Here is a 22,230-nt window from a genome sequence, read left to right on the forward strand (position 1 = left end):
CCGTATCGCCCTTTGCTGGATGCGCCTCAGCGTGCCCGCGTTATCATGAATTAATTACTCAACATATTATTGCCTGTCCGGGGCATAATGTCGTATTGAACAGTCAGGTTTTAGCGACGCGCTTGCGCCCGCGCCAATGCCCCTTCCCTGAGCGGGCTCCGTTTAAAAGTTAAGATATACAAGAGGAATACGCCGTGCTGAAACGGTCTCGACTGCACTTCGCGATGATCCTGGTGGCGCTTGCCGCTCCTTACGCCGTTTCGGCGCAGACCCAGGAGACACCCACGGTCCAGACGGACAGCCAGCCGATTGCCGGCCAATCCACGCAGACCCAGTCCAGCGAGGCCCAGCCTACCGCAACGGGCACGGGTACGACGACGACCGAAACGACGTCGCGCCCGACCGCAACCGAAGGCGGCGCCGACACGATAGCGGCTGATGAGGACGCGACGGAACTCGACGCGGTCGACGATGCCGCCGAGGCACGCCAGGCCGGCCTGCCGCATGATCTTTCCCCCTGGGGCATGTTCATGGCGGCCGATATCGTCGTGAAGGGCGTGATGATCGGCCTCGCCTTCGCCTCCGTCGTCACCTGGACTGTACTGCTCGTCAAGATCGCCGAGCTCGGCGCCGCGCAGCGTTCCGCCAGCCACGCCGTGCGCCGCCTCATTGCCGCGCGCGGACTTGAGGACGGCGAACAGGCGCTCGGCCGCAATCGTGGCCTCGTCGCCCGCATGACGCGCGCCGCGCGTGAAGAGATGGAAGCCTCCGAGACCGTGCTCGACCACGTCTCCGATGGCGGCGTGAAGGAACGCATCGCCTCGCGCCTCGGCCGCATGGAGGTGCATGGCGGCCGCCGCATCGCCAAGGGCACGGGCCTGCTCGCCACCATCGGTTCTACGGCACCCTTCGTCGGTCTGTTCGGCACCGTCTGGGGTATCATGAACTCCTTTATCAGCATCTCGAAGGCGCAGACGACCAACCTCGCTATCGTCGCCCCCGGTATCGCCGAAGCGCTGCTCGCCACTGCCATCGGCCTCGTGGCCGCCATTCCCGCCGTCGTGATCTATAACGTCCTGGCCCGTGCCATCACCGGCTACCGCCAGAACCTCGCCGACGCCTCGGCCGCGATCGAGCGTCTCGCCAGCCGTGACCTCGACGTGCGCCGCGCCGTCCGTCATCCCGCCGCCCAGCGCAACGAGCGTGCCGGCGCCGCCGTCGTGAAGCTCGGGTGACGTCATGGCCAGCAAGATCAAGGAAGGCGGCGGTGACGACCTCGAGGAGAACAGCGAAATCAACGTGACGCCATTCATCGACGTCATGCTGGTTCTGCTCATCATCTTCATGGTGGCCGCACCGCTCGCCACCGTCGATATCAATGTCGACCTGCCCTCCTCCGTCGCTCAGCCGACGCCACGCGAGGACAAGCCGGTCTTCATGACGCTGAAGAAGGACCTGACGGTCTCTATCGGCAATGGCGAGATCGGCCGCGCCAATTTCGGCCCGGAACTCGATGCCGTAACGGAAGGCAATAAGGACACCCGTATCCTGCTGCGCGCCGACAAGGCCGTGGACTACGGCAGCGTCATGGATGTCATGAACCTCCTGCGCGGCGCGGGTTACGCCAAGATCGCGCTTGTCGGTCTCGAAGGCGCTCCGGCACAATAAAGCGGTACGGCGCGCCACACGGGCGCGCCGTCTGCCCACAAAAAAGCGCAACAATCGACAGCATAGCCCCTTGCACCCTGTCTGAATTCGTTCTAAACGCCCGTCACCACACGCTTTATAGCAAACGGATGGCCTCGTGGCGGAGTGGTGACGCAGAGGACTGCAAATCCTTGCACCCGAGTTCGATTCTCGGCGAGGCCTCCATCCCCTTCCCTTCGGATTTCCAATGTACTGAAACTCCAGCGGATTTCCGAAGGTGTGGCAGTATGGGCGCCAACCGTTCCGCCACACCAAAATTAGGTGTGGCAATCGGTTCCCAATTCCTCCGTCGTTGAGCGACTTAACTCCCTCTCTCTGCCTGCCTACCATTCCCCCGGCTAGGATTAATTTCATAAATCCCCGTTGACTCTCTCAACCAAAAAAGAGAACATAGAGAGAACAAAACGGAGGTTGTTATGCAGACTGATAGTGTAGCAAGAGCCCTTGCCGTCGTCGCAGAATCGCGCGCATGGCGTGAGAAATTGGCAGAGGAACGCGCGGAACGCCTTCAGAAGATGCAGGCTGCGCCTCGCCCCTTCTATGTTCTCAAAAGCAAGAAGCAGTTGGAGCTGCGCCTACAATGATCCTACAATCGCATGAGCAAACGAAAGACGAAGCCATGGCTGTCCTGGCTCTTCATGACTGGGATGCGCTTGAGGCCATCCGCACTGTGCTGGCCGAGCGCGACGCGGTTGAGGACCGCCTGCGGATTGCTGCCATTGCCATGGGGCGAAGTTTCACGCGAAACCACCCGACCTCCACCACGAAACCGTCGACAAACGCTCTGGATACTCGGATACTCGGGTGGCCAGCGGGCTGAGCACAGCGGACAAGGTGTCCGCTGTGCCGACTCTGTGGCTCGTCATCGACAGGGAGGGTCTCATGAGGTTCGCATTACGTCTTGCCGGCATCCTCGCCGTGCCCTTCCTCGGCCTGGCACCGGCACGCAGCGAGGAATTCCACGCCTATTTCTACGAGAACGAGGAGCAGCCGGCCGCGCATCTTACCTTCAGCCCGTGCACCGGCGAGGAAGTCTCTGAATGCGTGGCCTACAGCATTTCCTGTGATCCCGCTCAGACACCGCCCCTGCAGATCAGCATTCTCACCGGGCCGGTGGAGACGATGGCGGTCGATCTGATCAAGGCGTTCGCCGGCGCGACCTATGCGAACGTGCCGCTTTCGGCCGGCGGCAAGAAAGTCGATCTGCCGATCTCGATGATACATGTCGATGCCAACGAGATGGATGGCGGCTGGATGCTCAGCCTCGGCAGCTATGACACCGCCCCCCTGCTCGATACCCTGTCCAAGGAAAACAGCGAAGGGGCCGCGATCACCATCGCCGGCATGGCCTATTCGCTTGCCCCGCAAAAGGGCGATGGGGAAAAGCTGATGCAGTGGCGGGATGCGTGTGTCCGCATCCGCGGGAATTGACCCCAGACCATGATGCGGCCCTTGCGCATGCGCGCAGCCATGCGCATATGCCGGCTCAGACACATTTAACGGGACCACCCATGGCGAAGAAACCGCAAATCGAGCATTCCGAACTCTCCGGCGAATTTACTGAGGATGACGTCACGGTTCTCGTCGATATCTACCGGCCGGCCGGCACCCAGCAGGACTGGCGGCTGGAAGTGGTGACGCAGAACGAAGACCTGTTCGAATGGGACGCCCCCTTTGCGACCGATCGGGAAGCCTTCGACGAATTTCTGGCCACCGTGGCCCGCGACGGTATCCATTCCTTCCTGGAAGAGGACGACGTGCCCTCCACCCACTAGGCGCATGCCCTCCTGCGCCCATGCCATCGGCACTTTAAATCGCCGAATAAGCATCTGCTTTCATTACAGAATTGTAACCACACCGTTCAGTTTTGGTTCATCGCGCCGGGCCTAGGTTTCTCTCATCGACAACGAGGAACGAACCGATGAAACTGTTTACCCGCACCCTTCTCGCCGCCGTTGCCCTCTCCTTCGCCGCCGCACCGATGGCACAGGCCCAGCAGCACTATGGTCACGACCGCAAGCCCGGCTATACTCACACCATGAAGAAGAAGGTGATCGTCAAGCGCCACACCTGGCGCAAGGGCGAGCGCTATTCCGACTGGAAGGGCCGCCCGACTGTGCGTGATTACCACCGTCACGGCTTGCGCAAGCCCTCTCGCGGCCAGCAATGGGTGAAGGTGGACAACTCCTACCTTCTGATGAGCGTCGCCACCGGCCTCATCCTGGGCGTCGCCGCGGCCCGCTAAATCGAAACGCCACCGCAGGATTTCCTGCGGTGGCGTTGTTTTTCTCAGCGGATGAGAAGCGCCGTTCCATAAAGTCCCAGCGCGAAGACGGTGTGGGACACTAGATTGAGAATGCGCACCGTATCGGCATTGGGAAGCTTCGAGGCTGCAATACCGACGCCGAGCCCCGGCTGCAGCAGAAACCAACCTGCGCCAACCGTCACGATGCCGAGAACCCAGGCCGGCAGAAACGTCGGCACGGCAAACCAGGATGCTCCGACCCACACGGCCAGGATGACGCCGTAGAGAATGCCCACCGCATAGTGGAAGATCCAGCCAAGCGCCTGCTCATGCGCATAGGGTTCGGCGGAAGCAATGTTGTCGTGGAAGACGGTGCCGTTCTTCAAGTGCCAGACCCAGCGGCCGACCGGCGCCCAGTTTGGCCTCGACTGTCGGAAGGCCTTCCAGAGAAAGACGGCCCAGAAATCCATCAGCACCGTCGCACCAAACCCGATCACAGCGCCTTTCATCAGCAATTCCATATGCTTCCCCTCGCCCGATATCCATCGGGTTAGAGCAGGACCTTAGGATCGATGCAAGGCGGGATCAGCGCGCGTTGCGACGCGCTTTCCGGGTCGCCCACCAGACGGCAAGACGACGGCGCTGGCGACGGACAAAGTGGGAATCATGCGAAAGCACGAGAAGACCAAGCGGCACCATCCAGAATCCGAGCACTGGCAGAAAGCCGAGAATGCCGCCGAAGACCAGGAGCACGCCGATCAATGTGCGCAGCCAGCGCGATTCCGGCAGCTTCAGGCGCAAGGAACCGACGACGATCTCTTTGGTACGGGGGTCGATGCCAAATTTCATGTCGTTTTTTTTCGTCGTCATGCATTGCTCGTTTCGCTAAAAAGCCCGGTTTTCCGGGCATCGTCTCCCTTCCAGTTGGAGACTTGTCCACAATCAATCAAGCCCGATACATTTTTTTGTCAAAAAGCGCTTGGCAAATCGATCCAGCATTTGTATTACGCGCTCACTCCGCAGCGAGCAGCTGGAAACAGCAGCGAGCGGATGATCCCTGGTAGCTCAGCGGTAGAGCATTCGACTGTTAATCGACAGGTCGCCGGTTCGAATCCGGCCCGGGGAGCCAGTTTCAAAGACCCTCTGTAGAAATGCAGAGGGTCTTTTCCGTTGGAAATCAATGGGTTAGCACCCTTTCCGACCACAGACATCAGTCTCCAAAACGCTCCAATATACATTCTCAGCATACATTCTGCCAAACGCGGCAGCTTGCACGTCGTTCCGCGCGAGTACATCGCAACAATACTGAAAGTGAATCAAAGCATACTTTGAAAACTTGTTTTGATTTCAACTTCTTAGCGTGATGTAATAAGAAATTTTCTCTTGAGACATCGTCAAATCTGTGCGATTAAGATCGCGGTCAGACGCCGATTTTCGATAGTGGCGGACTGATTACGCCGAAAAGAATATCATCAATTAGACGCACAAGGCGCGGATGCATTCACATCCCGGCTGAGAAGCTGTGCGTTTTGCAAATCTGAAGGAAGAAGGCAGATGCGTAAGGCTTCCACGCCCTATCTATTTTTGAAGGACGACACTTACTATTTCAGGCGGATTATACCGAAGAAGCGCCGGGTGGATTTCAACGGAAAAACTGAATGGATTCATAGCTTAGGAAAATTGTTGCCGCATGAAGCTCTGATCAAGGTCGCGGAATGGACGGAATATTACACGAACCTTCTGAACGGCTTGGTCGCTTCTGTCGATCACTCAGTTCAAGCTCTGAAAGAACGTGCGAGGTCGCTCGGTCTGACTTACCGCCACGTCGATCAGCAGGTTTCCGCTGACCTCGAAGAGTGTGTGGCGATCATCGGTCCCGGGTTGGAGCTTCTCAGTGACCTTGCCAACCCGGACCCGCAGTTAATTGCGACCATAGGCGGAACGGCTGAACCACCAGCCATGACAATGCGGCAAGCGTGGGAAGATTTTGCGAAGCACATGGATCACGAATGGTCGCAGAACGGGCATCGACAGCGGCAAAAAATCCTCAACAAATTCACGAACTCTGTAAAAGAATTCGAGAGCATCATGGGCACGCAAGTGGACATCATGAAACTGTCCAAGCGCGATGTTTACGACTTCCGCGACGGGCTTCTTAAGCGCGTCAAGAACAAGGCTTCGAAGCATCAGAACGCTGATGGGAATCAGAAACCTTGGAAGGTCGATACCGTTCGCAAGAAACTCATGTGGCCCCGTCAGATCGTGCGGCATGTTTACGATCTTGAAGGCTTGAAGGAGTCCCCCTTCGAAAACCTACGCCCAATCAAGGGCATTGGCGATGAAGAGAAGCGCAGGGTCATCACGGAACCGGAAACCGTCGCCATTCGTAAACATTATGAAGAAGTCGGCGCGAATGACGAACTGGTTGCTATCATGGCGGTCATTGAGAACACGGGCGCGCATGCAAAGGAAATCGTCCTGCTCACCGCCGACGATATCCGCCTTGACGATCCTATCCCGCACATCTGTCTTCAGCCAAACGAACACAGAAGCTTGCTGAAGACTGATAGCCGTATTCGAAAGGTTCCAGTCGTCGGCATCGCGTTGGACGCCCTGAAGCGCTTCCCTGCCGGTTTCCCGCGCTACTGCCGCGACAACGGTGCTGAAGCGCTGTCTGCCGCCGCCAACAAGCTAATGCAGGCAGTGGCGGAAGACGCAACGACGTACGGTTATCGCCACCGAATGGCTAACCTGATGAAGGGTGGATACGTCGTGGGTGGCGTCCACCGGCACATCGAAGACACTATCAAAGTCTCGATTATGGGTTGGTCGGGTGAAGGCATGCAGAACTACTACGGAGACGAAGTTCCTCTCGCTGTGAAACTCGACACCCTCAAACAAATTCTACCAAGAACCGCATACTAACATTAACACAAACAAGGACATTGGCTGAACCGCGAAAGGCGAAAGCCCCTCTACATTATGAAAAAGCCATGTTTCCGATAAGGAACATGGAATATGAAGTCGAAATATACATTCGACAATCTCGTTGAAAACAAGCGCATCCGCGCAGATTTCTTCCGAGACTACGACAAACTCATCCGCGCGCTGAAGGCAAACGGGCACAATGCAGTCGCACTGAAGCACGCACAAACGAAAAAGCGGATCGCAGAGGCGGTCTCGCTACTCGACTAAGACAGAGAGAGACAATGACAAAAATTGCGACCACGGTCGTTGACCGAAATAAAATCTTTGACCGAATGCTTCAGTACAAGATTGATCGTGCCAAAAGCGCGTTCCAACACTCGCAAGCCATCTTAGGGGACACCTTTCATGGTGACATCAAAGGCGCTGCTGCTCCAGCCCTGAAGGGTGCAAACAAAGCCGAGTCTGCGCGCAAACTTTTTGAGATGTCTCGCGAAGTTGGCTATCTGACAACTGAGGGACAGCAATTCGAGCGTGACGGTATCAGCGACCTCTTACTCGCTGAAAAGTTTATAGACGAAGCGATGACCGCATTGTTGAGGGGAGTGAAGCAGAAATGACCCTCACTATTAGCCTTAGTGCCGCTGCACTCGTGCTCATCGCTCTGTACATCGGCTACCGGCTCGGGCACGGCAGCGAGCTACGCAAGATGGAACGGGAATACGCGGCTTACACGAACGCTGTGAATGCCGCCCTCATATCGCAGGGGCAAGAGCCGCTGAAGCCGCTATGACCCAACACAAAAAGACCCGGTTTCCGCAAGGTGCCGGGTCTCTTCATTTCAATATGCCCTTCGCAACCGCCTGAGAATCAGGGCATTCAGAAACCGAATTTGCGCTATTTTGGCGAACCGGTACTTCGGCACGTTCCGCTGAATATAAAATCGCGTTTATCTCAGAATTAGAACGGGCTGCGACGAGGACCGGGCGGCAAGGTCTTGGCATAGTCGGAAGCGCCTTCGAACGTCGGAAACTTCACGTCGATCACAGCGCCTTCGCTGGTCATCACCATGAAGTGCCCCGGCGGGTTCTCGAAAATCTCATAGCCATTGACGATTTTGATTTCCGGCTGAGGTTCGGACATTCACGGCACTCCTGATGATGAAGACCAAGCCATTACAGCCCGCCATTGCCACAAGGTCAATACGTGGTTGAATTAGCGCTTACTAACTCAAAGCGTTGGTGACAAAAAGCCGGGACACTTTGCAGCATCCCGGCTCTCACCACCGGAACCTCAGGGCTGGGGCTTGAGATTGGTTCCGACGATGGCAAACCTACGCACCACCATTTGGTCAGAAAAACGACCGGTGCGATGCTCGTACGGTAGCGGACAAAGCCGGTCCCTGCATCGACTCCGTTGACTCCCATCCATGACCAGAACATAACAGGAACATGCTGCCGCACCCTACAGACTGGATGGACTACGCCGACTACGACCGGGGCCTGTATCTCACGCCGCCGCGCGTACCCGAATACATGCAACTGGCGGCTAAATGCGTTGTGTGCGGTCATCGTGTCCGCGTCCACCGCAATTGGCTTCTGCGGACCATCGGCAGAGACGTGTTCATGATCAACGTCCGCCACAAGCTGAAGTGCGGGCTGTGCGGCAATCGCCGTGGCAACCGGCTGCTCTGCCGGATCGTGGTGCCGTAACATGGCGAGCCGGGACCGCCGCCAATGGATGGACTTAGAGGCCTACCTGAATGGGCAGCGCGCCACGTTGGGCGATCTTCTGCAAGGGATTGAACTCGGTGGAAGATGTGCGAAATGTTCTCGGGAAGGCGCGGTAGACCGTTGGGATTTGGCGGCACGGCTCGGCAAGCACCGCTATGTGGCGGACTTGCGCCCTGCCCTGCGGTGCATGGGATGCGGCGCGAAAGGGGCTAACTCGTGGGTGTTCTCTATGCAGCCGCGTTGACTGTGGCATAAATGACACAAAATCACAACAATGAGGCGTAGCGAAACATCTGATTGCCTTTAGAAAAAACTGATCCATACTGCGAAGCAGAAGCAGTCCAAAAACCATTTTTCTTTTGGTGAAAGGACCGCTGCCATGAAAGAACCCAACGAAATCCACTTCAAATTCCGTGAGCTTTTCGAAGTACGCGGCAAGGGTGGTCTCGGCATCTTTGCCGTATTCCTGCTCGCTCTTATCTTCCTCCTGCCGTTCGCAATCGTCGGCGGCATGATGTACGGCGGCTGATATACTCCCATGACGAATTCGACACGGCAATAAATACTCCTATCAAAAGGAGAACCAAACCATGTCAAACAAACTCGAATTCATCGTCTATCCACACACCTTCGATACCGTTCTAAAGGACGGCGAACTGTTCGCAATGGTCAACATCGTCGCCGTACCGGCTGAGACTGTTGAGGAATTTTTGGAACTCGAAATATATTGCCCGGGCCTTGTTTGGGCTTCACCAAAAATTCTCGCAGAGAAGGAAGCAAACCCGGTAAAATACACAATCCGCCGTGAGGCACGCCCGATTGCAGAGGCATTGAAAGTTCGCATGGGCGAAATTGCGGGCGACGTTCTTAAGGGTGCTACCTGCTCCATCTATCCAAACGGCTTTTTAGTACCTTCTGAACACCAACGCCGCGTTACAAGTCAGGCTTACCGCCTCATGCGAGCCGTGACGGATGACATTGCCGATCTTGCAAACAGCCGTCGTAAGACAGTCGAGAAGCGTGCAATTCGTTTCGCGGAATTCAATACGTACGCACACTTCATTCAGCACTCGCCGTTTATGCGGAACCGTAAGGAACGGGAATTGCGCAAACAGTTTCTTGCTGAAGGCTACTCGCATGACGAAGCTACCATCATGGCTTCAGAGAAAGTTCCGCCGCTTCCCAAGCCCGAGCGGTGGGCGGAAGCGGAAGCTTACGTCAATGCGACCTATCCGGATGAGGTGAATAAGCACCGGGAAGCCGAGAACGCCGCCAAGGCTTGAATGACGAAAGGGACACTCAACCAGTGTCCCTTTTTCGTTGGAGCGACCGTTAAGCCGCCCGCCTAAGTGATTCCTCCCAAACCCGATTTACGGTGTAGACCGCATCACGGTCATTGCCGTCGCCGAACCTGTGTCTGTTCTCAGCAAGAATCTGAATGCTGTCTTCCTTGCTGAAACCAGCCTTCTTCAGGTCCACGGCGGCTTGGTGGTGGTTCCAACTACCTTCACCCTTAATTCCCGGGCGATGTGCCGCTACCGACCAACGATCCAATATCGCTTCAATCGTTGCCTTGTTCTTCGGCTGGCGTGCCGCGCTCTTGTTCGGTGCATCGCCGCTCTTTGGCTTCGAGACAGACACAGGATTGCGGGACAAAAAGAATCGGACATCAACGAACTTCGGCTCAAAAGTGCCCGCCTTCAGGACATGACGCTTGATGAACAGCGGCGCTTTGTACTCGCTTACAGCCGGATTGAAGAAGCGGTTATTAATCGTCATTTTGCTGTCATCGACGGGAAACAGGCGGTCCTCATCCTTGCAGTCCGCATCGTCAAAATGGGCATAAATGTCAGCGACCAAAAGGTTGATGACGTGCAGATAGTTGGGAGCATTGACCGCTTCCGAAAGCCCAATTACGACTCGGATGCACTGATCAAGCGGCGTCGAGCTATGCGTGTTGTAGATGAAGTGCGACCAGCCGTTCGCGTACAAAAAATCAGACAGCAATCGCGGATCGCCCTTAATGTGATCCATATCGAGGAACACGAGCTTGGTCGAAACGATGTTGTTGACCAACTTGTTCGTCTTAAAGTCGAGCAGTTCGCCTTCCCGGAAAAGCTGCGACTGCTTCTTTGATTTCGGCTGGTAGGTGTTGTGACCGATTTCCAGATATTCTGAAAGATCGAACCAAGACATTGTCACACCGGCAAATTCTTTTACGCCGATATTTTTCTGAACGAACACCTTGTAACCGTCATATTGCTTTGTGTTGTCGGGGTTCAGCAAATCCATCTTCTCTTTCTCTCTCTTTTCGTAAATCGCAGCGACGGCTTCAGCAGTGCGCTGTTCTTTTGATTTTGCCTTTGGCTTAAAGCCTTCTTCCTCTTGGAAAGCAGCGATGCCGGTATCCATGTACTCAATGGTTCCGCCCATCTTTTCCTGAAGGAACAGGGCGGAATCCTCATCCCACACGACGATGGTGAACGGCTGATCGCTATCGAATTCACGGGCGGAAATGCGCATGGCAAGCTGATAAAGCCGCTCCAGACCGAACGCCCGGTCAACCTCGTCACCGTCCAAATCGAATACGCCCTTCAGAAACTTATAGGTCGCGGGATCGTAAAACTGAGTGCCAAGACAGACAGCCAAATGGAGGTGCTTGGCGTCGTTCTGACCATGCGGGACAAGCTGCATTTGCTTGGCGTGCTTCAGCTTCCAAGTGAACGGCTTTCCATGCGGCACAGGGTTGTTGTTGAACCCGATGATGTGTCCCTGACCGGGAAACGCGCCTTCAACGACATCGGCGGCAGCATCATAAGCGCGCTGGTGCTTGACTTTGGCAAGGACCGTGCCTGTCACCTTCCGCTTGGACAGGTAAATGATGCGAGCACGCCCGTTCAGGTGTGCAAGGGTCCTGTAATCGCCGTCAATGGCTTCAGCGGCGCGGAAGACCGCCAGACCAGCCCACAGCTTCATCATGAAGGTGTCTTCGCCGTTCGCGCCGACAATGGTCGGGGATGCACCGCGCAAGATCGTCGGCAGCATGATCGTCCAAAACTGAAGCTTTGCGATCTTGCCTTCACGGTATTTCTTATATGTGTCGGCAAGGATGTAGACGCGAAAGTGCTTGCTTTCGAGCCGTTTGCAGAGCTTCAGCAGGTCTTCGGAATCTCGGATGATTGCCGCCTTCCAACCGTCCTTGGCGATGTCCTTTGCGAACGTGGTCAGCTCCAGTTCGTAATAGCGGGCGGACTTTGTCAGGGTTTTGCAATCGAGCAGCTTAACCAGCAGATCGCGGGCAAGCTCCGCATTCTCGAATGTGATGATGTCGAGAATGTCGGGATACTCGTCTTCATACACGTCAAAGCCTTCGGTGCTGATATCGGTCTCGTGGAAGACATCACGGCTGACAAGGATCACACGCGACCGGCACTTCACAGCATCGCGGAAATGGTCGTGTGAATTGCGGTCGGGATTGCGCTTGCGGGAGACAACGACCGGCTCGATAACGACAGGAACGATATCTTGCGACAGGAAGTAGCGTTCGTACTGAAAAGACAGGGTGTCGGTCGGGGTCGTGATGATTGTCGGTTTGCCAGACAAAATCGTGTTGTTGATGATGGAACGGGTCTTGCCCGAACCGGCTGGCAAGCTGGCTACCCAAATGGTGGGCAGAGCGGTTTCTGAAGTAACGGTAAGTTCAGAGGTATCAAATTGAAGTGACATTTATCCTTTCTTCGAATTAGAGTGCACAAAAAAAGAAGGTCTAAGCGCCCGGTTGGACATTGCGCTTAGACCTTCTCGACATTCTTATTTGTGCGGCGAAGAAAGAGCGAAACGTAACCGATAGGTTTGACCTCATGGAATGAGACCAAGCGTCCAACCGGTTCGTTCCATTGATGATATTTAGTATCCTGCTATCTGCTGAATGTGCGTATTATAGCCGTTTACGACGAGAAAGTCAATAAAAATCAACAAGATCAGCCGATATAATATTCGGCAGGTGCCCTTCGGGCGGTCGCTCCTACGTCGCTCCATCGCTATTGATTGAAGGATGGGAGGACTTCCGGCGATCCAGCTTAGTCATCGGACCTTCGGTCCTCACAGGATGATTGATTTACCTTGGTGAAAACGGAAAAAAACCTGTTAGCAGACACCTTTATAATATAGGGCCTTTGTTAACACACTTTTTTTCACTTTGGATTCCAGTGAACGAGTCACCAATCAAAGGAAGCCGAAGGCGATCAAATCTTCATCCCGGCGAAGCGAAGCGAGCAATGAAATACTGGATCGGCAGAAGTCCCGGTCAAACAGCTATCCAAACATAGCGACACAAGGCGGCGTGCAACGCCGACGACGGCGGCGACGCAGGAGCCGTTCATAACGATCAGTAGCTATCAGATGGAAAAGCCACAGACGGCGGATAGCTCGTCAATCAGGCTCGCGTCTATTATACCAATTGTCGGGGAATGCGTAAACGCGTGGTCTGGGACAAATCGACATGGGCAAACGACTATCGGCTGCAATCGTCACCGGACTTGTCATCGCTGCTACTGTAACATATCCGGCAAGCGCTAAAGTCGTTCGAACTTGGGGTGGCGGAAATACGGTTTGCGAAGACTTCCTGAACGACGCGGACATGCGTTCTTATTCGGTGGAATGGTCGCTTGGCTTTGTTGCCGCTCTGAACCTTTGGTTTACATCAGGCACCAAGCGAAGCGTTGATTTCATGTCAGACATGACAACGGACGATTTGGAAAGCAGACTGGACAGCTATTGCCGTGAGAACGGGCTTAAGACTGTCTATAGCGGGATGACGGAAATCATGTTCGAACTAATGGAAAAGAACGCTCCTAAGCCGTAATCTTCCCGGCACGACGTTTTCCGCGCCCTGCCCTTGTCGCCGCCAGAATCTTCCAAAAGCCATTCGTTAGCGCACTATTCATTAACACGTTAAGTAACTGAACAATATTTCAGCTTGCACTTATGGAGTCACGGTGGAGTCACGCCGGTTCGCCTAGCTTGCCGCGTCATTGTCAAGCACTACCTCCGTGGTTAATTGACAGCAAACCTTTGTGGATGATAAATAGATGGCACCGAAGGAGGTTAAGCCATTGAAACAGTACATCATCTACACCCGCGTATCGACCAGCGAGCAAGGTAGGTCCGGATTGGGGTTGGAAGCGCAAGAGCGCGATATCGCCATCTATCTCAACCAGTACAGCGAAGTGCCGCACGAGGTAATAGCTCGCTTTCAGGACGTGCTATCCGGTGCCGACGACGAACGACCGGAACTGACCAAAGCGCTCGCCCTCGCCCGCAAATCTGGCGCTGAATTGCTGGTATCGAAGCTGGATCGCCTAAGCCGTAAAGTGTCCTTTATCGCCAAGATCATGGACGATAAGAAGGTAAAGCTGCGGGTCGCATCGATGCCGTACGCCGACAAGTTCATGCTGCACATTCATGCCGCGCTCGCCGAAATGGAGCGGGACTTTATCAGCGCCCGGACGAAGGCAGCATTGCAGGTAGCGAAATCCCGGGGCGTGAAGCTTGGCGGATTGCGGGACAAGACCAATGAACGCAATAAGGCAGCGAGTGCAAAGGCAGACGAGTTCGCTGCTACCGTGCTGCCTATCATCAACGCCATGCGTGAAGGCGGCGAGACACTTCAGGCTATCGCGGATGCATTGAACAGCGCCGGGAAGCCAACACCACGCGACGGCAAATGGACGGCAACGGCAGTGAAGCGCGCGATTGCACGAAACGGCGATTAATCGAGTCCAATCAACGACATAGCTGTTGACTCGACCACCATATTTCACTACAATACGCGCATATCCAGCGGCACCACGGCGCACATCGCCACGCCGCAAAAATCACCCGAAAATCGCTGAAAATCGGCGCGCTGTATAGGTGCAAAGCCCCCACGCGCACCCCAAAGTAGCTATATGGTGGCTCGGGCGATTTTTTTATTTTTCAGGATTTCCGACCACCTCAACGAAAGGAGGCAAATAGCCCCTCTTGCCGACCATCTCTGGCGTTTATGCCATCCACAACACCGTGACCGACCGTGCCTATGTCGGTTCCGGCAAAGACATCCACAATCGCCGTTCAAGCCACTTCTGGCAGCTTCGGACCCGACGCCATAAAAACCGCCTCATTCAGGCTGATTTCGACTTGTACGGTGCCGACAGCTTTGAATTCGTCATCCTCGACACGCTGCCCGTCCCCGCCGCTCGCCAGATCGAGCAAGCGCATATCGACTCCGGTCAGTTCGCCTATAATCTCGCCCCCAAGGCGGCTGGCGGCGGCAAGCACACACCCCAATCCGCCAAAAAGCGCAGCAACACCGCGACCGGGCGCAAACACACCCCTGAGACCATTGAGAAGCTGCGCAATCGACCCGCTGAAACCAACGGCGCGTTTTCCGGCTATTTCATCACCCCGGCTGGACGCCACGCCAGCAGCTATCAGGCGGCTGAAGCCATGGGCGGCGTGCTGAATTTCACGACAATCCGCCGTTGGTGCAAAAATCCGGGAAAAGCTGTGTGTGCTGCATCCTTCCGCAAGTCCGCCTATCTCCAGACTATCGGCGAAAGCGTCATCGGAACCACGTTTGGCGATCTTGGCTTTCGCTTTGAGCCGGTGCCGTAAACCGGAACCAATTTTCGCCCAAAACATTAATCCGGCATGAGAAAAGGAGATGTGCGAATGAATATTCATCATCGACTTGGCAACTGGCTGATCAAAAAGGCTGTTGTGTTCGCGGTGTTCTTGCATCGCCAGACACTTAACGCCGAAAAAGCCCTGATTTCGCACTATCGACGCGAAAACATGGTTCGATAGTCTCCGCAATATTCCGAATTCAGAAGCCGCCTTTTACCGGGCGGCTTTCGTGTTTTGGCGGGTCTCTAAATAGTTCATCGAAACAAAGGAGAACCCCGAAAATGACACAGACAACCCAATACACCGCTGCCAACTGGAAAGCGATCTTGAAGGCAATCCATAACGTGCAAGGTCCCGAAAAGACCGACCTTCTCGACATCGCCAATCGCTACATTTCCGAAGACGATCAATTCGCCACTTCTAACGCGAAGTCGAACGCCCGAATTTCCCGGGCAGAACTCGAAATTACCCTACTTACTGACCGCGCATTTATGGACACCATTTGTGACGACGCTGATGGTTCTGGTGTTCTCATTGCCGCCTACGAACGCGACTCTGGAATCCGGATCACGGTGAAGGAAAAGGGCGTCGTCAAGCTTGAAGACGACCGTGGCGGCTGCTTGGTCTCCCACTGATCGAAACAAAGGAGAACCCCGAAAATGACCAATCAATCAAACAGCCCGGTTGGGGCGCTTACCAGCCTCTTCGCTCTTGTCGGAAACATCAACGAATCTGACTGCGCGCCCGGACGTACCGTCGCCGAAATTGCTCTCCTGAAGGAGCTTGGCACGGCAATGGCGAACAAAGACCCGAAATACGCCGAGTCCATTTCCGGCGCTATCAACCAGTTCAACAAGCGCGAAGCCGACGCCGTTCGCCCTGAAGACCTTATCCGCAAGCAGGATGCCGTTAAGCCCTCACGCGAGTCTTGGCTGAATGCGGTAGGCACAGGCAATCAAGTCCCGCCCGCAGATGCATTCTTCTTCCGGAAGGTTCTCGACGCCCTTTACCTTGTTCGCCATGGCGCGGATGAAAAAGCCCGTGATCGCGCCGTTTACATCCTGCTTTCGCTGATCGGCGTGTATCTCAACGCCAAGGCATAAACCCTTCATCGAAACAAAGGAGAACCCCGAAAATGACCGCCCCAATTGCTGACATTACCCTAATACGATCCCCCGAAACCGGTGAGATTTGGGGCATAGACATTGACGACGAAGCTCTTGATCTTGACGAGGACGACTTGCCCAAGGTCCGCTGGCGCATCTTTGAGGACCGTGGTGACGAACCAGCCCGTCAAGGCGAACGGTTCCAAAGGCTCCAGAACCATCCCAATGCTGGCGCTCTTGCTTATTTCAGCGGCGAAGCGATTAAAGACTACATTATGTCAGCTTATGGGTTCGCCCCGAAAGATGTTGCCCCGTTTGGCGACCCGCGTTTTCCCGGCGCATGGTTCCGGGCAGCGAATGCGAAGATCGCTGAGACACGCAACGCTGCCTGACCCCTATCCATCCCCCCAAACGAAAAAGCCGCCTTCACCGGGCGGCTTTCGTGTTTCTGGATATCGAGTCCAGGCTGTCACTCAGCCTTCGGCTTACGGGGCTTGCGAGCGGGCTTCGCCTGTTCGTCCGATGCGCCGCCATAGGCCTTTTCGATAGCAGCCTTGAAGTCGTCGTCGTTGCGGGCGTGATCAGCAACCATCACGAGAATTTCCAGCGCTTCGTCTTTGGTCTTCGCCTGATACTCGTCGTCCAGCTTGCCAAGCTTGATCATATAGCCGCTGCCTTCCGGCTTCAGCCAAGAGCGACGATTCAGCTTGTCTTCCTTCAAGCCAGCGATTTGCGCGTTCAGCGTCTTCAAAAACGCTTCGACATTCGCGCTTTTCTGCACCTTATATCGCTCCAGATAGTTGAACAGTTCACCCATAATTCGACTCCTTTTCAAACCAACTTCGGTCCTAAATATCTCAAAACGGATTCCACATAAAAGGCAAGCGGCAATCGAATGCAAATCAAATTTTTCCTCCCGGCTAATGGCTACAAAAGCGAAATCGCTGAAGCCAACTTAGCCAACGATCTTGACGGCTGGATTCAGCGCAAGTTCGGCTCGGCTATTCGCCGCGAAATTACCGAAGACTTCACGATGACCAACACACCGGATTGGTTTGTGGTTGATTTTCCGGATGAAGAACACGGTTGGACGTTCCTTCGCACGTTTGGAGGGCGCATCGTTGAGTAATGAGGTTAAGCCAAAGATTGACCGCCGAAAGACGCCTGAACATGCCGAACACATGCGCAAAATTGGCTTCAAGAAAGGCGATGGTCGCGGCGGTCGCGCCTCTGGTGGTGGTCGTGTAGCTACACCGCCAGAAGTAAAAGCGGCAATGGCTGAGAAGACGCATGAAGCCGTCGAGATTATGTACGACCTCATGTACAACTCATCTAACGAGTCCGTTCGTTGGAAAGCAGCCGCCTACTTCCTCGACGCCATGGTTGCCAAGGCACCAACTCAGTCCGAAGTGAAGGTAAATCACACACATTCCATTGCCGACATGTTGGCTGAAGTGAACGCGCTTCGCCTTTCCGACAATTCGAAGACTATCGATATCACACCAACCCGCATTGAAGACGCTGTTCTCGTGCCAGTACCAAACGAGGACAACACACATGATTGATTGGTTCGTAACTGGCTTCACTGCCCTTTTGCTCTGGGTTTCAGTCAACGGTTTCGCCGATGGCGGTCAATCGTCATATCTGCTTGCGGGCTTCGTTGGCGGTCTTGTGCGCGCATTCTTGGCAAAGACAGGCACCATAACAGAACGACTGATTAGCGGCTTCACAGGTGCCGTCTCTTCGTATTACCTGACCCCCATTTTTGCGCTCGCATTCGGAATTCCAGACCCGCAGATTTTGTCAGGCGTGGCGTTTATCGTAGGCCTCATCAGCATGTATCTGGCGGAAGCAATCATTGCCGTTGCCAAGGCCTATGCCCGTGACCCCGGTGCGCTGAAGGACATGGTCAAAGACCTCCTGTTGCGCCTGATCAGCCCGAAAAAGTGAGACAAAGCGGCATCCGACTAAATATCGGATGACCGATAAGACGCAAGAAATCGAAGAGTTTCGGAAGCTCATTGACCTGTATCACAGCGACATTGCCGTGTTCGCAAAACAGGTTTTCAATTCCGATCTTACACCAGTCCAGCGGGAATTCTGCGAGGCGTTTCGTGATGAGGACTTCATCACTTTTCGCGGTGGAGTCGGCTTCGGAAAAACTCACGCACAAGCAATCGTCACATGGTGGTCGCTCATCTGCCACGATGAGGTTCAGGTATCGATTTTTGGACCGTCCGAACCGAACCTGAAAGGCGGCATCTGGAAGGAGCTTCAAATCCTGCACGCTCGTATGCATCCGATGTTCAAGGACGCATACGACGTACAAGCAACGCGCATCAGCCGTAAAGTGAACCCTTCACTGTGTTTTGCCGATATGCGTCTGGCGAGCGGTGATAGGCCTGACAATGCTCGCGGTATCCACATGAAGAACAACTTCGTTCTCGTGGATGAAGCATCCGGCGTTGACGATGAAGTGCTCACCGTTCTGATCAACGCATCGACGGATGAGAACACCAAACTTTGCTTGGTATCCAACCCTTCCAAAGCTTCCGGTTTTTTCTGGCGCACGCATTGTGATCCTGAGATTTCACCCGACTGGCGAAAGCTCCACGGGCGCATGGCGGATTCACCGCATTTCAATCCAGAAAAATTTGAGAAGATCGCTCGGAACTACGGCGGTCCAACGTCCCGGCAATACCGGGTGATGGTGGAAGGCGAATTTCCGCTGTCGGACGTGGACGGTCTCATTCCCCGGGAATTCATTGACGCTGCCGTGCTCAATGAAGAGTGCGTGCCTGCTGACACAGTGCCGGTCGTGTGGGGCTTGGACCCGGCTGGCGCGGGGCGAGACAGTTCAGTGATGGCGATCCGCCACGACAACAAGCTGATAGGCTTTCATGAATGGCAAGGGCTGGAACCCGCTCCCCTCGCCTACAAGGTCAAGGAGCTTTTCGAGAAGACGCCGAAACACAAGCGCCCTGCCGCGATCCCCATCGATGCGACCGGTCTCGGCAATGGCGTATATTCGATCCTGAAGGATTGGGGACTCCCCGTATATGCGTGCATCTTCGCCGGAACACCGACCCGAAATCCTGAGAAATATTCGCGTGTTCGCGATCAGCTTTGGTGGGAAATGCGTCAATGGTTGGCGACGGAAAATGTCAGCATTCCGAACCATCAAAAGCTTATCGAAGAGCTTGCCACGCCGACGTATGATGATAGTTCTGGAAAAGTGAAGTTGGAAGACAAAAAGGCGATAAAGAAGCGCCTTGGCGGGCGGTCTCCTGACTATGCCGATGCCTTGGCAATTAGCTTTGCCGTCTCCCCAACACGGTTTGCAGGAAAGTACGGTTGGTCGAAGCCAATCGTGTACGAAAACCTGCAAAGCTTCGAATGAACGCGCCCGCTAAATACCCTGAAAAGCCCCTCTTTGAGAAAGGATAGATGACCGAAGACGAAATCATGAAAACCGTTGGCGCACGCTTGAAAGAAGCCGTCAATTGGTCAAATTCCAACATCGCAGCGAAAAACGAATCCGCGCTGAAATATTACAAGCGTGCCGAACTGCCGGGCGATGACAAGCTGAAGGGGCGTTCTAAGTGGGTGTCGCCGGAAGTTCAGCAGCGCGTCGATTGGATGACAGCGCAGCTTATCCGCATCTTCGACTCCCCGGAAAATGTCTGCGAATTCCTGCCGTTCGAAGCCAACGACGAAGCGATTGCCAAGCAGCAAACCGCCACGGTCAATTGGATTCTGAAGACCAAGAACAAGCACCTCTCCTATCTCCAGCCGTGGATTCAGACAGGCCTTCTCACAGGCCTTGGTATCGTTACCGTGGAATTCGAGACCGAGACGCAAGAGTCCCTGCCGCAAATGGTGAAGGGCGTTCCTGATGAAGCGCTCATCAACTTCGATCAGCAAGAACAAGCCGGTCAGATCATCATCGAAGAAGCTGGCAAGCCATACCCCGGTCCCGCTGGCATGGTCCGCGACCTGAAAATTCGCAACATCCGCAAGACGCAGTGCTTCAACGTCCTTTCCGTCGCGCCGGAAGATTTCATTGTGACCCGCGATGCCAAGATCAACACCGAAACCGGCGGCATCTCTGCGAAGGTGCAGGGTCATCGCAAGATCGTCGGCAAGCAGGCCCTTATCGAAATGGGCTTTGACGCCGACAAGGTGAAGTCGGTTCCGCTGGCTTCCGATAAGACCGATGGCATCGCTATCGAGCGTTCCCGCGATCTTGGCAGCGAGCAAGGCGTGTCTGGCGACGATGTCGAAGTCTACACGATCTATACCCGGCTGAAGCTTGACAAGAAAACCCGCCCATACCGGCTCATTCTGGCTGGCGACTTGGATCGTCCTGTCTTACTCGACTACGAGGAAACATCGCCCTACGCGCCTTACGCGCCGTTTGTGCCCTTCCCGCTCGCCGAAACCCTGTTTTCGCTCGGCATCCCTGACAAAATCGGTGACGACCATGTGCTGATTACGAAGATGACGCGCGCCATGCTGGATTCGCTCCATATGGCTGTGCACCCGGTCAAGGTCGCCAATCCGGACGTGACCAACCTTGACGACATCTTGAACGCACACCCGAACAGCGTCATTCGCTCCACCGATCCAAGCGGCGGCATCAGCTACACCAGTCCGCCTTTTGCCGGTGGTCAGGCTATCCCCATCATTCAGAACCTCAGCCAATCGCTGGATTTCTCGGTTGGTGTCGGCAAAGACCTGATGTCGCTCGATGCGTCCGATTTGGCGCGCACGACCACGGCGGCAACCAACCAGCGTTCAAACGCCAGTCAGTTGCTTGTCGAGATGATCAGCCGCTATTTCGCTGAGACTGGCTATGCATATCTTACCCGCATCGTCGTGGACCTCCTTCTTCAGAAGCCGGAAGACGCTCAACAGCTTATTTCGCGCCTCACCAACGGCTTCGTGCCGACGCTTGATCAGTTCTCGCCAGAACTCGACGTGACCACATCGGTGGCGTTTGGCGTCATGTCGCGTGACCAGTCCACACAATCGCTGATGAACATCCTTGGTCAGCAGCAACAGCTTATGGGCAGTGGTTCGCCGCTCGTCACGCCGCAGCACCTTTATGCCACCCTGACCAAGATCGCGGAAACGGCTGGTTTCAAGAACCCCGGCGCTTTCTTCGTTGACCCCTCGACATTGCCACCGCCACAGCCGCAGCCGCCACAACCGACTGAAGCCGAAATCACGGCACAATCGTTCAAGCTGCAAGCCGAACTTCAGGCACAAGCAGACGAACGCCAGCGCCAATTCGAAATGGCAAAATTTCAAGCTGATCTCGATTTCAAGCGCGACGAGATGGCGCAGAAACTCGAAATCGAGCGTGCGAAGGCAGACGCCCAGTATCGCGCCAAGGTCGATATCGCGTGGATTAAGATGCAACAGGACTCCCCGCGCATCCCGGTTCCGCTGCCAACAGAACAGGCACCACAGCAGCCGCAACAGCCGCCTATGCCTGAACAGCCAATGCCGATGGAGCAACCGCCGATGCAGGCCCCTGCCCCTGACATGATGCCGCCCGCTAATCCGATGGGGATGCCGCAATGAACGTCTATGACAAAGCCAATGCGGCACAGCGCCTACAGGAAAGCGATGACTTCAAGCTGATGATGTCGAGCGTGGAAGCCGACATCTTTCAGTCGTTCCAGCTTGTGCCGGTTGGCGACGAAGAGAAGCTAAAGCAGGTACACACGCTTTCGCTCGGCTTCAATCTCTTCAAAAAGCAACTCGCTAAATACGTTCAGAACGCCAACTTTGAGACCGCTAAGGAAGAGGCCTCAAACGAGGAAAGATACTAAATAAACCG

At 55.0% G+C, this 22,230-nt stretch carries 32 protein-coding genes and 2 tRNA genes; 28 read left to right on the top strand and 6 right to left on the bottom strand.

Features of this window, described 5'->3' with window-relative positions; genetic code table 11:
* Positions 1-194: 194 nt before the first annotated feature.
* The 4 genes from exbB to AC27VQ_RS19080 all read left to right on the top strand — a co-directional run bounded on the left by exbB (position 195) and on the right by AC27VQ_RS19080 (position 2,291).
* The gene (gene exbB / locus AC27VQ_RS19065) at positions 195-1,235 is read left to right on the top strand and encodes a tonB-system energizer ExbB (protein WP_488717514.1); all 1,041 of its coding nucleotides are present in this window, start codon (positions 195-197) and stop codon (positions 1,233-1,235) included.
* 4 nt (positions 1,236-1,239) lie between these two features.
* Positions 1,240-1,668: a TonB system transport protein ExbD gene (gene exbD, locus AC27VQ_RS19070; protein ID WP_488717515.1), complete on the top strand. Its 429-nt coding sequence runs from the start codon at positions 1,240-1,242 to the stop codon at positions 1,666-1,668.
* A gap of 130 nt (positions 1,669-1,798) precedes the next feature.
* Positions 1,799-1,872: transfer RNA gene (locus tag AC27VQ_RS19075), tRNA-Cys, on the top strand.
* Positions 1,873-2,123: 251 nt separating this feature from the next.
* The gene (locus tag AC27VQ_RS19080; RefSeq protein WP_488717516.1) at positions 2,124-2,291 is read left to right on the top strand and encodes a hypothetical protein; all 168 of its coding nucleotides are present in this window, start codon (positions 2,124-2,126) and stop codon (positions 2,289-2,291) included.
* 2 nt (positions 2,292-2,293) lie between these two features.
* Here AC27VQ_RS19080 and AC27VQ_RS19085 read toward each other — a convergent pair whose 3' ends face one another.
* Positions 2,294-2,458 (bottom strand): hypothetical protein, encoded by a 165-nt coding sequence (locus AC27VQ_RS19085; protein WP_488717517.1) that lies wholly within the window; start codon positions 2,456-2,458, stop codon positions 2,294-2,296.
* 131 nt (positions 2,459-2,589) lie between these two features.
* Between AC27VQ_RS19085 and AC27VQ_RS19090 the strand changes: the two genes are divergently transcribed.
* From AC27VQ_RS19090 to AC27VQ_RS19100, 3 genes are all read left to right on the top strand, one after another.
* Positions 2,590-3,138 carry a hypothetical protein gene (locus AC27VQ_RS19090; protein WP_488717518.1) on the top strand — a complete coding sequence of 183 codons (549 nt, stop codon included), beginning with the start codon at positions 2,590-2,592 and terminating at the stop codon, positions 3,136-3,138.
* Between the two features lie 80 nt (positions 3,139-3,218).
* Positions 3,219-3,482, top strand: a complete 264-nt coding sequence (locus tag AC27VQ_RS19095) for a hypothetical protein (protein ID WP_313528263.1) — start codon at positions 3,219-3,221, stop codon at positions 3,480-3,482.
* A 146-nt stretch (positions 3,483-3,628) separates the two neighbouring features.
* Positions 3,629-3,952 (top strand): RcnB family protein, encoded by a 324-nt coding sequence (locus AC27VQ_RS19100; RefSeq protein ID WP_421593069.1) that lies wholly within the window; start codon positions 3,629-3,631, stop codon positions 3,950-3,952.
* Between the two features lie 44 nt (positions 3,953-3,996).
* Here the strand turns inward: AC27VQ_RS19100 and AC27VQ_RS19105 are convergent, their stop codons facing one another.
* Entirely contained in the window at positions 3,997-4,461 is a 465-nt protein-coding gene (locus tag AC27VQ_RS19105) for a DUF2938 domain-containing protein (protein ID WP_488717519.1), read from the bottom strand.
* 76 nt (positions 4,462-4,537) lie between these two features.
* A complete protein-coding gene (locus AC27VQ_RS19110) occupies positions 4,538-4,822 on the bottom strand; it encodes a hypothetical protein (RefSeq protein WP_313528269.1) in 285 nt (94 codons plus the stop codon).
* A gap of 184 nt (positions 4,823-5,006) precedes the next feature.
* Between AC27VQ_RS19110 and AC27VQ_RS19115 the strand changes: the two genes are divergently transcribed.
* The 5 genes from AC27VQ_RS19115 (at position 5,007) to AC27VQ_RS19135 (ending at position 7,670) form a co-directional block, all read left to right on the top strand.
* A tRNA-Asn gene (locus AC27VQ_RS19115) sits at positions 5,007-5,081 on the top strand.
* A 425-nt stretch (positions 5,082-5,506) separates the two neighbouring features.
* Positions 5,507-6,877: a hypothetical protein gene (locus tag AC27VQ_RS19120; protein WP_488717520.1), complete on the top strand. Its 1,371-nt coding sequence runs from the start codon at positions 5,507-5,509 to the stop codon at positions 6,875-6,877.
* Positions 6,878-6,970: 93 nt separating this feature from the next.
* On the top strand, positions 6,971-7,147 hold the full coding sequence (locus AC27VQ_RS19125; RefSeq protein ID WP_488717521.1) for a hypothetical protein: 177 nt from the start codon (positions 6,971-6,973) through the stop codon (positions 7,145-7,147).
* Positions 7,148-7,161: 14 nt separating this feature from the next.
* Positions 7,162-7,497 (top strand): hypothetical protein, encoded by a 336-nt coding sequence (locus AC27VQ_RS19130; RefSeq protein ID WP_488717522.1) that lies wholly within the window; start codon positions 7,162-7,164, stop codon positions 7,495-7,497.
* Positions 7,494-7,670: a hypothetical protein gene (locus AC27VQ_RS19135; RefSeq protein WP_488717523.1), complete on the top strand. Its 177-nt coding sequence runs from the start codon at positions 7,494-7,496 to the stop codon at positions 7,668-7,670. Before AC27VQ_RS19130 ends, AC27VQ_RS19135 begins: the two co-directional genes overlap by 4 nt.
* A 167-nt stretch (positions 7,671-7,837) precedes the next feature.
* Here AC27VQ_RS19135 and AC27VQ_RS19140 read toward each other — a convergent pair whose 3' ends face one another.
* Complete coding sequence (locus tag AC27VQ_RS19140; protein ID WP_488717524.1) at positions 7,838-8,020, bottom strand: hypothetical protein; 183 nt, start codon at positions 8,018-8,020, stop codon at positions 7,838-7,840.
* Positions 8,021-8,352: 332 nt separating this feature from the next.
* Here AC27VQ_RS19140 and AC27VQ_RS19145 point away from each other — a divergent pair, with 332 nt between their 5' ends.
* The 3 genes from AC27VQ_RS19145 to AC27VQ_RS19155 all read left to right on the top strand — a co-directional run bounded on the left by AC27VQ_RS19145 (position 8,353) and on the right by AC27VQ_RS19155 (position 9,893).
* Positions 8,353-8,589, top strand: a complete 237-nt coding sequence (locus tag AC27VQ_RS19145; protein WP_488717525.1) for a hypothetical protein — start codon at positions 8,353-8,355, stop codon at positions 8,587-8,589.
* Between the two features lie 400 nt (positions 8,590-8,989).
* Positions 8,990-9,139, top strand: coding sequence for a hypothetical protein (locus AC27VQ_RS19150; RefSeq protein ID WP_488717526.1), 150 nt, complete (start codon positions 8,990-8,992; stop codon positions 9,137-9,139).
* A 61-nt stretch (positions 9,140-9,200) separates the two neighbouring features.
* Positions 9,201-9,893, top strand: a complete 693-nt coding sequence (locus AC27VQ_RS19155) for a hypothetical protein (protein ID WP_488717527.1) — start codon at positions 9,201-9,203, stop codon at positions 9,891-9,893.
* A 49-nt stretch (positions 9,894-9,942) separates the two neighbouring features.
* Here the strand turns inward: AC27VQ_RS19155 and AC27VQ_RS19160 are convergent, their stop codons facing one another.
* The gene (locus AC27VQ_RS19160; protein ID WP_488717528.1) at positions 9,943-12,336 is read right to left on the bottom strand and encodes a hypothetical protein; all 2,394 of its coding nucleotides are present in this window, start codon (positions 12,334-12,336) and stop codon (positions 9,943-9,945) included.
* Positions 12,337-13,111: 775 nt separating this feature from the next.
* Here AC27VQ_RS19160 and AC27VQ_RS19165 point away from each other — a divergent pair.
* The 7 genes from AC27VQ_RS19165 to AC27VQ_RS19195 all read left to right on the top strand — a co-directional run bounded on the left by AC27VQ_RS19165 (position 13,112) and on the right by AC27VQ_RS19195 (position 16,774).
* Positions 13,112-13,474: a hypothetical protein gene (locus AC27VQ_RS19165; protein ID WP_488717529.1), complete on the top strand. Its 363-nt coding sequence runs from the start codon at positions 13,112-13,114 to the stop codon at positions 13,472-13,474.
* 226 nt (positions 13,475-13,700) lie between these two features.
* Positions 13,701-14,384 carry a recombinase family protein gene (locus tag AC27VQ_RS19170; protein ID WP_488717530.1) on the top strand — a complete coding sequence of 228 codons (684 nt, stop codon included), beginning with the start codon at positions 13,701-13,703 and terminating at the stop codon, positions 14,382-14,384.
* Between the two features lie 247 nt (positions 14,385-14,631).
* The gene (locus AC27VQ_RS19175) at positions 14,632-15,264 is read left to right on the top strand and encodes a GIY-YIG nuclease family protein (RefSeq protein ID WP_488717531.1); all 633 of its coding nucleotides are present in this window, start codon (positions 14,632-14,634) and stop codon (positions 15,262-15,264) included.
* A 57-nt stretch (positions 15,265-15,321) separates the two neighbouring features.
* The gene (locus AC27VQ_RS19180) at positions 15,322-15,456 is read left to right on the top strand and encodes a hypothetical protein (protein ID WP_488717532.1); all 135 of its coding nucleotides are present in this window, start codon (positions 15,322-15,324) and stop codon (positions 15,454-15,456) included.
* A 101-nt stretch (positions 15,457-15,557) separates the two neighbouring features.
* Positions 15,558-15,911, top strand: a complete 354-nt coding sequence (locus AC27VQ_RS19185) for a hypothetical protein (protein WP_488717533.1) — start codon at positions 15,558-15,560, stop codon at positions 15,909-15,911.
* A 24-nt stretch (positions 15,912-15,935) separates the two neighbouring features.
* Positions 15,936-16,379, top strand: coding sequence for a hypothetical protein (locus AC27VQ_RS19190; protein WP_488717534.1), 444 nt, complete (start codon positions 15,936-15,938; stop codon positions 16,377-16,379).
* Between the two features lie 32 nt (positions 16,380-16,411).
* A complete protein-coding gene (locus AC27VQ_RS19195) occupies positions 16,412-16,774 on the top strand; it encodes a hypothetical protein (protein WP_488717535.1) in 363 nt (120 codons plus the stop codon).
* Between the two features lie 77 nt (positions 16,775-16,851).
* Here AC27VQ_RS19195 and AC27VQ_RS19200 read toward each other — a convergent pair whose 3' ends face one another.
* Positions 16,852-17,199, bottom strand: coding sequence for a hypothetical protein (locus AC27VQ_RS19200; protein WP_488717536.1), 348 nt, complete (start codon positions 17,197-17,199; stop codon positions 16,852-16,854).
* Between the two features lie 78 nt (positions 17,200-17,277).
* Here AC27VQ_RS19200 and AC27VQ_RS19205 point away from each other — a divergent pair, with 78 nt between their 5' ends.
* From AC27VQ_RS19205 to AC27VQ_RS19230, 6 genes are read left to right on the top strand one after another with little or no spacing between them, the layout of a single operon-like run.
* Positions 17,278-17,511, top strand: coding sequence for a hypothetical protein (locus tag AC27VQ_RS19205; protein WP_488717537.1), 234 nt, complete (start codon positions 17,278-17,280; stop codon positions 17,509-17,511).
* Positions 17,504-17,947: a hypothetical protein gene (locus AC27VQ_RS19210; RefSeq protein WP_488717538.1), complete on the top strand. Its 444-nt coding sequence runs from the start codon at positions 17,504-17,506 to the stop codon at positions 17,945-17,947. Before AC27VQ_RS19205 ends, AC27VQ_RS19210 begins: the two co-directional genes overlap by 8 nt.
* A complete protein-coding gene (locus tag AC27VQ_RS19215) occupies positions 17,940-18,332 on the top strand; it encodes a hypothetical protein (RefSeq protein WP_488717539.1) in 393 nt (130 codons plus the stop codon). The genes AC27VQ_RS19210 and AC27VQ_RS19215 overlap by 8 nt, the downstream gene beginning before the upstream one ends.
* Positions 18,333-18,360: 28 nt before the next feature.
* The gene (locus AC27VQ_RS19220; RefSeq protein ID WP_488717540.1) at positions 18,361-19,782 is read left to right on the top strand and encodes a hypothetical protein; all 1,422 of its coding nucleotides are present in this window, start codon (positions 18,361-18,363) and stop codon (positions 19,780-19,782) included.
* A gap of 47 nt (positions 19,783-19,829) precedes the next feature.
* Entirely contained in the window at positions 19,830-21,971 is a 2,142-nt protein-coding gene (locus AC27VQ_RS19225; protein ID WP_488717541.1) for a portal protein, read from the top strand.
* Positions 21,968-22,222, top strand: coding sequence for a hypothetical protein (locus AC27VQ_RS19230; RefSeq protein ID WP_488717542.1), 255 nt, complete (start codon positions 21,968-21,970; stop codon positions 22,220-22,222). Before AC27VQ_RS19225 ends, AC27VQ_RS19230 begins: the two co-directional genes overlap by 4 nt.
* The last annotated feature ends 8 nt before the right edge of the window (positions 22,223-22,230 follow it).

The sequence above is a fragment of the Shinella sp. 20P9.1.1 genome, from assembly GCF_057798995.1.